13 protein-coding genes are annotated in these 12,440 nt (G+C 47.4%); 3 read left to right on the forward strand and 10 right to left on the reverse strand.

Going from position 1 to position 12,440, the window contains the following annotated elements; translation table 11 throughout:
• Window positions 1–4: 4 nt before the first annotated feature.
• Complete coding sequence (locus G3M70_05015) at window positions 5–1,201, forward strand: diguanylate cyclase (GenBank protein QPJ61282.1); 1,197 nt, start codon at window positions 5–7, stop codon at window positions 1,199–1,201.
• Between the two features lie 101 nt (window positions 1,202–1,302).
• Here the strand turns inward: G3M70_05015 and G3M70_05020 are convergent, their stop codons facing one another.
• Complete coding sequence (locus G3M70_05020) at window positions 1,303–2,055, reverse strand: hypothetical protein (GenBank protein ID QPJ61283.1); 753 nt, start codon at window positions 2,053–2,055, stop codon at window positions 1,303–1,305.
• Window positions 2,056–2,256: 201 nt separating this feature from the next.
• Between G3M70_05020 and G3M70_05025 the strand changes: the two genes are divergently transcribed.
• A complete protein-coding gene (locus G3M70_05025) occupies window positions 2,257–2,460 on the forward strand; it encodes a hypothetical protein (GenBank protein ID QPJ61284.1) in 204 nt (67 codons plus the stop codon).
• A 148-nt stretch (window positions 2,461–2,608) separates the two neighbouring features.
• Here the strand turns inward: G3M70_05025 and G3M70_05030 are convergent, their stop codons facing one another.
• The 7 genes from G3M70_05030 to G3M70_05060 form a co-directional block, all read right to left on the reverse strand.
• On the reverse strand, window positions 2,609–3,493 hold the full coding sequence (locus G3M70_05030) for an ATP-binding protein (protein ID QPJ61285.1): 885 nt from the start codon (window positions 3,491–3,493) through the stop codon (window positions 2,609–2,611).
• Window positions 3,493–3,765 (reverse strand): hypothetical protein, encoded by a 273-nt coding sequence (locus G3M70_05035; GenBank protein ID QPJ61286.1) that lies wholly within the window; start codon window positions 3,763–3,765, stop codon window positions 3,493–3,495. Before G3M70_05035 ends, G3M70_05030 begins: the two co-directional genes overlap by 1 nt.
• A 106-nt stretch (window positions 3,766–3,871) precedes the next feature.
• Window positions 3,872–4,585, reverse strand: coding sequence for a flagellar hook basal-body protein (locus tag G3M70_05040; protein QPJ61287.1), 714 nt, complete (start codon window positions 4,583–4,585; stop codon window positions 3,872–3,874).
• A gap of 12 nt (window positions 4,586–4,597) precedes the next feature.
• Window positions 4,598–5,128, reverse strand: coding sequence for an N-acetyltransferase (locus tag G3M70_05045; GenBank protein ID QPJ61288.1), 531 nt, complete (start codon window positions 5,126–5,128; stop codon window positions 4,598–4,600).
• A gap of 65 nt (window positions 5,129–5,193) precedes the next feature.
• Complete coding sequence (locus tag G3M70_05050; protein ID QPJ61289.1) at window positions 5,194–6,393, reverse strand: sensor domain-containing diguanylate cyclase; 1,200 nt, start codon at window positions 6,391–6,393, stop codon at window positions 5,194–5,196.
• A gap of 294 nt (window positions 6,394–6,687) precedes the next feature.
• The gene (locus tag G3M70_05055) at window positions 6,688–7,368 is read right to left on the reverse strand and encodes a hypothetical protein (GenBank protein QPJ61290.1); all 681 of its coding nucleotides are present in this window, start codon (window positions 7,366–7,368) and stop codon (window positions 6,688–6,690) included.
• The gene (locus G3M70_05060; GenBank protein QPJ61291.1) at window positions 7,365–8,234 is read right to left on the reverse strand and encodes a hypothetical protein; all 870 of its coding nucleotides are present in this window, start codon (window positions 8,232–8,234) and stop codon (window positions 7,365–7,367) included. Before G3M70_05060 ends, G3M70_05055 begins: the two co-directional genes overlap by 4 nt.
• A 254-nt stretch (window positions 8,235–8,488) precedes the next feature.
• On the opposite strand from G3M70_05060, the gene G3M70_05065 reads away from it, so the two are divergent.
• Complete coding sequence (locus G3M70_05065; GenBank protein ID QPJ61292.1) at window positions 8,489–9,031, forward strand: hypothetical protein; 543 nt, start codon at window positions 8,489–8,491, stop codon at window positions 9,029–9,031.
• Between the two features lie 11 nt (window positions 9,032–9,042).
• Here the strand turns inward: G3M70_05065 and G3M70_05070 are convergent, their stop codons facing one another.
• Together G3M70_05070 and G3M70_05075 are read right to left on the reverse strand one after the other, a co-directional pair.
• Window positions 9,043–11,097, reverse strand: coding sequence for a tetratricopeptide repeat protein (locus tag G3M70_05070; protein QPJ61293.1), 2,055 nt, complete (start codon window positions 11,095–11,097; stop codon window positions 9,043–9,045).
• Complete coding sequence (locus tag G3M70_05075) at window positions 11,094–12,326, reverse strand: glycosyltransferase family 4 protein (GenBank protein ID QPJ61294.1); 1,233 nt, start codon at window positions 12,324–12,326, stop codon at window positions 11,094–11,096. The genes G3M70_05070 and G3M70_05075 overlap by 4 nt, the downstream gene beginning before the upstream one ends.
• Between the last annotated feature and the right edge of the window lie 114 nt (window positions 12,327–12,440).

A 12,440-nucleotide genomic window follows, 5' to 3' on the forward strand; every position in this document is an offset into this window, starting at 1 on the left:
TCCAATGAAGACTGTCAGAGAATATCTAATCCAATTGATCGGACGATTCAGCGAAGATGACACTGGTTTCCTGAAAGAGGTCGACCGACTCATCAAGTCGGCCGGAAATGAAGTCTACCCTGTCTTGCTCAATTTGTTCACTCAATTGGAATTCTCTGAGGACGAAGCCAAAATGGTGTGGGAAGATATTCTCCAACACCACTATAAACTAAACTCCATGGTCGGGCGCCAGGTCAAGCTTTTGACTTCAATGTGCGATTACCTTCTCTCAGTAAAAAAATCATTAAAGAATCCAACAGTCGTTGAACTCAAGCTTTTTGAAGAAACCAACCATCATTCCAAATGCGACCCCATGACGGGTCTTTACAACCGCAGCTATTTTACCGAAGCCCTGTCTGGTGAAATTTCACGAAGCAAAAGACAACACACGGAATTCAGCCTGATTTTTCTTGATCTCGACAACTTTAAAAAAATAAATGATCAATACGGTCACCTCACCGGGGATACCGTGCTGACGAGGATTTCCTCGCTGATTCAAAAAGAAAAGCGTGCCGAGGATACTGCCGCCCGTTTTGGTGGAGAAGAGATGATTATCCTCCTGCCAGAAACCAACAAGATGAACGCGCTTATAAAAGCTGATCGCATTAGACAAAAAATTGAAGAACAGGAATTTGAATACGAAGGAAAAAGGTTCAATGTTACGGTCAGCGGTGGGATTGCCTCGTTTCCACTGGATGCACAGACGAGTCAGGAACTTATTGAATGTTCTGACAAGGCCATGTACCGCGCCAAGGCAGGCGGAAAAAACCGGATTGAACTCTATTCGCAGGACAAGCGCCAGTACATGCGCATTGACTTCAGTGGACCCATTAAGGTCCAGCCTCTTGGTCATCGCACCACATCGTTAAATCAGTTCAAAGTGCAATCAAAAGATCTCAGCCTCACTGGTATGTTGTTCGAAACCAATGAAAACCTGGAAATTGGCACCAGGGTTCAGCTTGCCGTTCCACTCGACCGCCCGGATCGACCCATGATCGTCATCGGCACTGTAGTTCGACTTGAAAAAGTGGATTCTTTTAAATATGACGTGGGGATTTCATTCGTCCAAATGGACCTCGACGATCGCAATGAGATCCACAGCTTCTTCGCAAAAAACCAGCCGGGAGGCCTTCCACACTTCAAAAATGCGCAAAACGGTTAAAGATTCGCCTCAAATTACAATCCTGACGAATTGTCCTATTCACCCCGGTCCTCCAAACCCCTTACCGTTTATTTCTATCCAATTTCCAACTTTTTAATTCTTCACCCTTCCACCAGGCTGTTGAGCACCAGCTGGATATTGGCTTCGCCTGCTTTAGATTGAACACGGCCTTCTATATCTCCGGCAGAGGGGCGAACAGTACCATCCTGGTCCAGGCGCACATGCAGATCAATAGGGCCTTCAAACACAGCTCCTGGCAGCATGGTATTGGCCTGTCCAATTGAAAACTCCATCGGAAACTCAGGTGATGTGACACGCTTCACAGCAAGAGGAGGTCCTCCTCCCGTAGATCCGGCTTTACGGGCAATAATAAATAACGATGCACCTTCAGGTGCTTTCGACTCTAAAGCCTTTGACAAAGAAATCGTTCCAGCAATCTGCATGTTTGGGTCTGGAGCTATTAACGTGTCGAGTACCAGGGTTACATTTTTGGCTCCCGGTGTTACAGCAACCCGACCCTCAATATCCCCCGGGCCTGATTTAGGTGAACCATCGGCATCAAGCCGTGCACTGAGGGTCAGCGGCCCCTCAAACGGTATCCCTTCCAACATCGCATCGGCCGGTCCAATAGTGAATTCAAAGGGAAGTCGATAGCTGTCGTACCTTTTGACTGCCAGCGGTGGGCCGGCAGTCTGTCCTTCCGGTCTCACAAAAACAAACAGTCGCGCGCCCATTGGTTGGTCCAGGGTCCGGTCCGAGTGTAATTCTATTGTTCCCTGTATCTCTTTAGCCTGAACCTCCGGAGCCTGCTTTTTCTTCATTTTCGCAAGCTCCTTTTTGATGGGAGCCGTCACCTTATGCTCCTTGAGCTCCTTTTCGCACCCCGAAAGGAGCAAACCCGCTACACAAACTGAAAAAAACACTAAAGGTTTCAAAACAAAACTCCGAAAAATTGGGTAACAGTTGCACAAATGCACGGATATTGGCAACAACATCATTTTAAATCCGGCACCCGCTCAAGAGCAACTGGAGAAATAAAAGTTCTGGAGGCGTCAATGATTTATCCCGTAAGGATTTTGGACGCCGGGGGCAATTTGAGACAAGTGGTGTCCAGCAGACAGTTGAGCAACCTTCACTGGAAAAAATTCGACCAGACGGTTACGCGAGAATTTTCAATCGGGCAAAAAAAAGGGGAAGATAAAACCAATTCCCGGTTTCCCGACAGTGACGATGAAACACTGGACCCTGATCCAATATAGCAGAAACCTGCTACGGGCAGCAGGTTGGGGAAACGATACCCGTCCTAATCCTCCACCAAGAGTTGGACTCAAGTATTGAATCCCCACAGAAATGGGGAGTGAAGCGGAAACGCATCACTCCCCATTTTACTTTTCCCGCCAAAAGATATTATGCTGAATGTTTCAGGTGTGGTTTCGCCCTGGTGTGAACGACTACATTTGGACGGTAGTCTTCTCCTTCCAGTTTCACAAACCGGCACATTTCCGTTAATCGCGAATAGATTCTTGGACCCAGACGTTCAGACAACGTTGCCGGGTTGACCTTTTCTGCATAACTTTTTGAAAGATTGATCCGGCCATCCGTGGAAGAGTTATTTCTATTTTGGGACTCCTCAGAATTATCTTCATGGTTGCTGGTAAAAAGGGTAACCCGGTCCGCGGCGTTATACCGGCTTGTGATGATCTGATCGAGCATGGTCTGTTCCCACTCGGTGTTGCGTCCCTTGGCCAGTTCATCAATCACCAGAACCGGTGCATTCACGTATGGGTTAATAAGTGCCTGCTCGGAAAGATCATTCGAATATCCATGGCGGATATCCGATAGTAACTGAAAAAAATCAACAAACTTGCATTCGACCTCACGTTCCAGAATAAGGGCCTTAAGAATGCTGACTGCCAGGTGAGTTTTTCCAAGACCGGGCTGGCCCATAAACAAAATACCTTTCACCTCCGGTCCAAAGTCGGAGACAAAATCCTTTGCCATGCGCAATGCCAGTCTTTGGGAATCGTCTACCGGATGGTAGGTATCAAATTGCGTTTCTGCAAACTTTCCCGGGATACCCGCATCGTTGAGTAGTTTTATACGGCGAGTGTGCCCCGCGCACTGGCACGGCACCTTGGTTGAGTAGCCGCGCTCGTCTTCTTCAATCAGGAAGTTCTGACCCGCACAAATTTCACAAACAAATTCTTTCTTTAACCGGGAGAACAATTTCCCATCGACATTATCAAGCTCAATAGGCAATTTGCTGTTCAGGTTTTCTGAAGTCTTACTCATCAAACTCCGGGTCCTTCCATCTCGGCTTCAATTTCTTCCTTTAACAATTCCAGAGAAAGCCTGACCGAACCGCCCCTGTGCTCCCGGCGTAATTTTTGAACGGTCACCTCAATCGCCCGGCACAAACGCTCTAGCGGTACGCCTTCCTTTTCCCATTCACCCACGCGGTGGTAATCCTGCGCAGACAGGGTGAGCCCCGACCCCTTTTGAGCAAGGAAAAACTGCTCCACCTGGGTTAAATAATTTAAATGGCTTTTCTGAATATAACTCACTACTTCCGAAGGGGTGAAATTTTAGGTGGACTCGCGATTAAATTTTTTAATCTACACTTCAGTTTTTTCTGTTGGCCAACCGCAGACCCACAGTGTGCAGATGCTCCTAAGCTTTTATGTCGAGGACAGTGCCGGTCATTTCATCTGCAGCGCGGATGACATTCGCATTGGCTTTGAATGCATTGGTCGCCAGAATCTGGTCGACCGCCTCTTCTGCGATGTCTACATTCGAGGTCTCTATAGCCCCGGAGACCAGTTGGCCCAGTCCTCCGGTTCCCGGCGAACCGAGGACAGCCTGTCCAGATTCCGCCGATTGCGCAAACAAGTTGCCGCCCAGGGGGGTGAGTCCCGCGGGATTATTAAAATTGGCGAGACTGATGCGACCGAGTGTCCGGGTAGTGCCACCCACCCGTGCTGCGACTTGCCCATCCGGTCCGATATTAAATGAAGATATCCCACCAGGGAGTGAAATTTCGGGTTGAACCGGGTTGCCCGTGCCATCCACCAACCGCCCGGAACTGTCGACTGAAAAATTCCCTGCACGTGTAAATGCCGTGCCCCCGCCTGCGGTGGAAACCTGGAAAAAACCGTTGCCGTTAATCGCAGCGTTGAAAGCGTTGCCAGTCTGGATGATGGAACCCGAGTTCTGGTTTGGAGTGATCCCTTGTAAACGCGACCCACCACTTTGGACATCGGAGATAACTGTCCGGCTGGCTTTAAAACCCGGAGTTTGCAGATTGGATATATTGTTGGCGCTGGTCTGCAGGCGTGCTGATGAAGTTCGGAGACCAGAAAGCGCGCTGGAAAATGCGTCGAGCATGATAACCCCTCCTTATGAGAAGTCTTCTATCGAAATAGCCGGATCCGAATCCGGGTCTCGCAACACTTCAGGCAGGTCCTCTACTTTGACTGTTACCAGATCGCGGATCACGGCGGTTTCATCGCAATTATTCTTTTTGGGACAGGTCTGGCAGTCTTTCCAGACTTTGTAAGGCAACTCACTCATATTAGCAACATGAAAACCCAGATTCGCAAAAACGGGCACTACATAGGTGAGTGCAAAAATCCGTTCGTAACCCAGCTCCAGCGCATCATCGATACACGCTTGAATGAGTGCTGTGCCTATTCCTTTGCGGCCAAATTCCGAATCCACAACAAGGGACCGGACCTCCGCCAGCTTTTCTCCCATGTGAACCAGGCTGCAAGTACCCAGCACCCGGCCTTCATTCTCGAAGACAAAAATGTCCCGAAGGTTGGATTCAATATCCTCACGACTGCGTGGAAGCACCGTTCCCGCCTGAGCTCTTGGAACCAACAGGGTATGGATGGCATCAATGTCCGGTAGTGTCGCTTTTCGAATCATTGGGAATGCTATTGGGAAAAATAAAACTATTTAAATGAATAAAAGCACAGACAAATCAAAAAAAATTAACAGGCCACAACCCGTTTTCCATTTTGTCTGGCCTTGCTGAGAGCGCGGGTGGCTCGCTGGATCAAATCTGTTGGCTGACGCATTTTTTCACTCTGAAAACTGGTCACGCCAAACCGGCATTCCAGGCAAGTACTTTCACCATTGGGAGAGGCAAAACTTTCCAGCGCGACTCGTATCCTCTCGGCAACATTGACGGCAGCCTGATTTTCCAGACCGGGCAACAACATGAGAAACTCATTGGATTCCGTCCGGACAATGCTATCGCCTCCCCGGCTGGATTCAGCGAGTATTCGGCCTATTTCCTTAAAGATAACTTCCTGCCGGGAATTCGACTCAGTATCGCCGGGAACCGAAGGTGTGTCAATGCGCATTTTGATGATGGAAAGCTGCTTTTTATAGCGGCGTGCGCGGTCAAACTCGCGTGCCAGAACTGGCTTAAGGTAGGAGGCATTAAACAGACCGGTTTGCCTGTCGAGTACCGGTTGCCGGCGCAAACTATCCAATAACAAAATATTATCAATCGCAAGTCCCAGTTTTTCAGCCATTCGCACCAGATAATCCGTTCGCAGACCCTCGTGGAAATGAAAGGGTTCCCGACTGCCAAGGCAGATAGCACCCGCCAGCTTTCCTCGCAGGTGGATCGGTATGAGGGCCTGGGACTCAATTTCATCACCATCGTCAACGAATACGCTTTCCCCGGGCTTAAGTTCTCCATTTAGAGTGGGTTCTTCCGATTGCGGGAACCACATTCCCAGTTTTTCCGGTGAAACAAAATGAAGAGTCTCTTTTATTTCATCCGAATCTATAAGATTGCTTTCCATCAAATGCTCCGGACTTTCGGAAAGACAAATTTGCACTCGTTCCAGAACAAAACGCGTCAGGATGTCTTCCTTCAATTGCCGGATCATTTCAGATAAATCGATGTGACTCATGATCGCACGCTCAATCTCAAACAGATGCTCCTGGATTTCCTCATTGGCCTGCGTAATCTCTACAAACCACTCCAACTGGCTGCGCATATGTTCCTTGTCATCATTGGCACGCTTTAGAATTCGATCGGCAATGCTCAGGGTTTTCAACGGGGACAACGGAAGGTCTTCGTGATCAATCTGTTTGAACTTATGCAGGAGTTCAGGATAATCGTTAAAAAACTCCGGATGCTCATTAAGATAAATAGCGATCTGGTCTTTATTCATGAAGGGAACTGAGGTGACAGGTTTATTATTTTTTTCCTAAACCAATACGGCGCAGGAAACTTTATTTTTGGCAATCCCTGGATCCTTTAGCCTCTCCACTGAAAACATTGAAACAGGCAAAGGCCAGCTAACTATTTGATTAAATGTGATTTACACTAGCTGTACATTAATACCACATTTTTCGATCCGTGTCTCACCAAAAATCAGCAAATCTCAATTTTTACAATAGGTTATTAGTTAAAAGCGGAGCTTAAAGGTGGCGGTGCGGAATAAAAACAACAATAAAGGATTATGCTATTGCCCCACAAAATTGACGGGATAAACGTATACAAGATATAGGTAAAAGAAGGCGAGCGAAACGGTCAGGATGGAAAGTCCCACCACACTGGATTTTAACTTCAGGCCTTCAGCACTGATCTCGACCTGGTGCTGCTCTTTTTCTCCATCCCCTTTACTGTCCTTACCTTCTGCTTCACGAATTTTTTCAGCATCAATACGCATGGTCACTTGCACCCAGGTCAGATAAAGCCCCATAAAAACGATTCCAAGAACAACAGCAAATATTATAAGAGACGACCAGTAGTGAAACGTAAACGTTTCCCGAGCAATTTTTATTTTATACAGTTTCCAATCGTGGTATGCCTGAAGATACTCTTCGTCAAGTAACAGAAACTTGTCATCTGGAGCAGGCTGCCCAGGTTTCGAGGGTTTCCCTTCACTTTTTTTGGATGTGTTGGTGGTAGATTTTAAAACCTCCTCGATCAAGGCACGGTCATGTGCACTCAGCGAAGCCACTCCCTTTTCCTCTTTCTTTTCAGGTGATTTTTCCTTCAACACCTGGCTTAAGAGATCAGCATCCCTTTTGCTGATGGTCGGGGTGTTTTGTTGTGCCCTTGCAGAAAAGATGACCGCCAATGAAAAAACAAGGATGGCAAAAAATACAACAAACCCAGTGCGATTTTTAAACAAGATCATTCGATTTGCGACTCCATGTATTTACGAATATAACTCGAAAGAAGCCGCAGTTTTTCGAGGTCTGCGTTTTCAGAATCTATTTCCAGGATTCCAAGAATCAGTTCATTCTCTTCGGGTTTGATGATTTTCAGAATCCCTTCCAGGTCTTCTTTCAATAACTGCAATTCGGCGGAGTCCATCTCCTCAACCTCTGATGTCCCTTCCCCCCCCGTCAATTCATTCATTGAGGTTTCGGGTGGATCTCCAGGTTGAGGCTGACTCGTCTCATTCTGTGCGAGTATCTGCTTCAACAGGTCGATCACGCTTTCATCTGAATTACCTTCATTTTGCTGGCCGTCAGGCTCATCAACCGGAGCAATCACCTGTTTGTGAGTTTCGGTCTTCGTCGGTTCATCCGGCGATTCAATTGGGGGGACGTACTGGTAGGGAACTACTTTTGAATCCGGAGAATCCAGTGGCGGGAGGGTCTGGTGGAACTGTTTGGTTGGAACTTTTAATTTAGGCGTTCCTGGTTTGGAAAAATCCGGTTTTTTCAGTCCCGGAATTATCTTCCATTTTTTATCCACCACAATTTTTTTCTTTTTCTGTGTGGTAGATTTGGTTTTCCCAAGAACTTTACTTAAATTGGTCGCACTTTTCTTGTTTAGCTTTGTGGTCGCCTTAAGGGCTTTGTTGACCTTCAGCGATTTGGAACTGGAACCAATTTCCAGTTTATTGCTGGAACTGGAAGACTCAGCGAGTAGCATCCCGCCCTGAATCCACTTCCCAGAATTTTTCGGAGAGGCCTGGTTGGATGCCAGGACTGGATTGGCCGAAAAAAACAAACAAAGCGTGCCCAGGGCACACCACACGATTATTCTGGACATGTCACACTCCCCCACAGAAAGTAACAAGATATCAATACTATATGTTCCGGCCCCTACCTTGTCAAACCCACTTTCCCGTTAAGAATGACAGCAGACACTTTTCAATAATTTTGAACTACAACTATGAACTACAAAATTTTTTGAACCCCGTTTAACCGGATCAAATTATTGTTTATTTTTGAAGCGTGGTTAAAATAAGGAGTGAGCGGTAAGCTGAGTAAAAAATAACTGCTCCTCTTCCGGATTTTTTACCAATGGATACCATCCTGATGAATTGCCCTTCGTGTGGGAATGAACTCACTTTACAGAAAGCGGTCGGAGTGAAGGCCCATATTTGCGTTGGAGGATGTGGGGGCTTTTGGATAAAAATCGCAGAAGTAAAAAAACTTATGGACCGGCTTCCCGGGCAAGGCGACTCTTTCCTTTTAATTGAACGCGCCGAGGGGGTCCGCTTGTTCCGTAATCCGGAACATCCCTGCCCAAATTGTCAAACCACCCTGCTATACCGACATTGTTTCAGCCGCAAGCTGGAAATGGAAATCGATCAATGTTCCAAATGCGGAGGCTATTGGCTGGACTCTGGCATTCTCGCAAAACTTGGCGACAACTATTTGGGCGAGGAACAGAAGCAGAATCTGGCCCGGGATTATTTTAAAGAAATGTTTGATATCAAAGTACGCAACATGAACATGGTCAATCACGACACTCTGGAAGCCGCTAAACAAATCGTGCGGCTGTTTTTGTTCATCACACCAAAACCATACACTCCAACCAGTTTGCCGCTTGAACTCGAGTAATCAAATATAAATTATGGAACAGGCAGGGAAGCGTTTTTTAATTCTTCAATGGCGTTTTGAATGATTACAGCCTGGGGTTGCCCCGGGTCCAGTCGCAACGATTCCTGAAAATGAAACAATGCCTTTTTGTTATCCGGTCGATGCTTGCTATAGATCAATCCAAGGTTGAGATGCACACCGGCAATAGCCGGTGACTTTTTGAGCAGGTTATTGTAAGTGACGATGGCGTCATCAATTTTCCCGGATTGTAACTGGGCCAGGGCCAGATTAATGAATGCCAGCGGATAGTCGGGTTTGATCTCCCCCGTTTTTCTAAACTGGGCAATCGCATCATCAAACCGACGCAGCACAAGATAGGCGTTGCCTAAACCAAAATAGCCCTGATAATTTCCAGGATAATATGCAATATACTTTTGTAACGGTTCCACCGCCTTGTCCGGTTGTCCAGCCTGGATAGCCAGAAGGCTGTAGTTGTACAGAGCCTCCTCAAAATGAGGCTTTAATTCAAAGGCCCGACGATAAGAATGCAAGGCATCGTCGATTTGTCTTAAGACCTGCTGAACGCGCCCAAGGTTGTAAAAAGCAGGCGCATAGTTGGGGTCCAGCTTCACCACCCGTTCGAAATACCCCTTCGCCAGCTCAAACTGCTTCAATTTTCCATAAACGTTACCCAGATTGTTTAAAGCAAACGTATAGTTGGGATTGAGCTCAAGTGCGGCTTTAAATTCAGCAATGGCCTTTTCGTATTTACCGAGCTTGTCATACGCTTCTCCCAGGTTGCTGTAAGGACGAATAAACCGCGGGGCTTTCTTTTTCGCGTCCGCCCAGAGAGAAACATCGCTCTGCCACACCGGATTGCGGTTGACAGTCAAGCCCGCCATCAAAACCAATACCAGCATGGCAATCCGGAGTAACCAGATTTCCTTACCCGGACCAACCTTTCTCATTCGATGAATCCCGATTTCCAAAAACCCTGCCGCCGCCATACAAAAACCGATCAGGGGTAAATAGGTTCGATGCTCCACTGCAACATCATGCAGGGGAACAAAACTGGAAGTTGGCAGAACCGTGATTCCCATCCACGCCAATCCGAACGCAACCCATGGGTGAGCACGAGACGTTCTCAGAATTATCAGGACGAAAATTATGAGCACCGCAATGCCACCGTAGTTACTCCAGTCAGCCCAGTCTGTGGCAAGAGGAAAATCCACGTCTATGCTCTGGTTGATCGGAAACAGCATCTTCTTGAAATACTCAAACGGGATAACCTGAGTTTGCGTCAAGAGGTATTGATCGGAAGTCATGTAGGTCTTGCCGGTCGGGAGAATGCCTTCCGGAGTCATCATGCGATAGATGATGTAACTGAAAAACGGAATTCCAATTGCCAGAAGAAGCCGGGCCTGGCCCTTGAGCCAATCCATGAACGATTTCCCTGAAAAAAAATAAAAGTGGTATAGAAAGATCATCGCAGGAATGGTGATGATGATGAGCTTGCTCGAAACACCCAGCAACAAAGTGGTGGCGGCACCACCAAAATATAGAAACGATTTTCCTATCAGTTTGTTTTCACTCTCACGCATCCCGAGCAACCCGCGAAAAAACAGTTCCATGGTGATTAAATAGAACAAGGTGGCGAGACTGGAAGAACGACTGCTGATATAGGTAACCGCCTGTGTACCCAGCGGATGCAGGGCGAACAGGGCGGCGGCAAAAAATGCCATTCGTTTGAAAGCAGGAGAAATCGTTCCGTAGCGAACCGAACCCTTTCCTGAAAGGAGCACCAGTCGGTACAACATCAACACCACACCTATATGGATGAGGATGTTGAAGATATGATAACTCCACACCTCAAACCCGCTGATGGCGTAATTCAGGTTGAAGCTCAAAATAACCACTGGGCGAATAGCTGGATTAAAAAGGAATTCTGAAATTTTTCCGGTATCGCGCACCCAGGGTTTTTTCAGGATCTGGTTCACGTCATCGTACTGGAAAGCATGGTCCAGCGTATTGCCGTAGGCCACAGCAACTAATAGCGAAAGGACTATATAAGGAAGGAGTTTTTTCATCGTTTTAACAGCAACCTGAATTCTTCTTCGATCCGGTCCACCACCTGTTCCCACCCGTATCGGGATTCCACCAGTTCTCGGCAGGCTGGTTTCAATTTCCGGAAAGGTTCAGGATCCTCCAGAAAGACTTCAATACGCTGCGCCATACATTCTGCCGAAGTTCCGGAAAAAAGCAGGCGTTCATCGAGTGGTTTTAAAATTTCAACCGTTCCCCCCACCTGGGTTCCAATTGCAGGCAATCCGCAAGCAAGTGCCTCGACAGTCGACAAACCAAATCCTTCAAGTTCCACCGTGGGCAGAATAAAGACATTAGCCATCTGGTAGTAAGCCTTTAAATCATCATCACTGACCTCACCGGGAAATAAAACAGATTCCCCCAAACCCAGATCCTGCGCCCGTTTTATCAACTCTTCACGCAAAGAACCTTTTCCGATCATGATTAACTTGAAAGGTTGTTCCGGTTTTCGATCCTTTACTATTTTCATTGCGTCTATCAGACGATCGAGCCCCATTCGTGCTTCCATGCGCCGTACGGTGAGAAGTACCGGCTGGTCGACAGGTAGGCTTAATCGATCACGCAGGCTTTCAGCACTTTGATCCGGAGCCAAAGGACGAAAGTGTTCGATATCGACACCCCCTGGAATGACGCGAAGGCGCGGCTTTTTAAATGGAAAATAATCCAGAAAACTCTGCCGCATGTATTCGCTTAAAAAAAGACAGGAGTCTGCCCGACGAAACTCGCACCACTCCATATAACGAATCGCCTGCAGGCGCCACCAGGTTGGAGAAAACATTCCCGGCAAAACTTCTGGTCCCAGCCGATTGATCCGTTCCTCATCCTGCCAGAGACTGTGTATATGAATCACTTTTATCGCATCATCCAGCAAACTGTTCTTTAATCCGAGGTACCCGATGAGGGGGTTATGCACATGCACCAGGCCAATGCGCGTTTCTTCGTCAATTCGTTTGATAGCACGATTCACCCGCCGCCCCAGACGAAAAAACTGTCTGGCATCAGTTGCAGACAAACGGTGAAAGGTTACGCCGTCGATAGTCTCTGTATCTTTAAAGGATCCATCCGGTTTGCACGTGATCAGGTGAACCGGCCAGCCGCGCTCAACCAGTCGCCGATTGACCTCATGCGTGTATTTCCATGCACCCCCGATCGCATCGGGATAAGCGTAAAACTGGAGGGACAAAATAGCAGGTTTTGCGGAAGGCAGGGTCATGGTTCCAATCAGGAAATAGGAGTTCCTTACTTTTCGGAATTGTAACCCATAAACTTGATCAATGGTCCTCCGCGGACTGCGAGCAGGCAGTATGTTGTAATACGCTCAAAATTT

The sequence above is a fragment of the Candidatus Nitronauta litoralis genome, assembly GCA_015698285.1.
Taxonomy (GTDB): domain Bacteria; phylum Nitrospinota; class Nitrospinia; order Nitrospinales; family Nitrospinaceae; genus Nitronauta; species Nitronauta litoralis.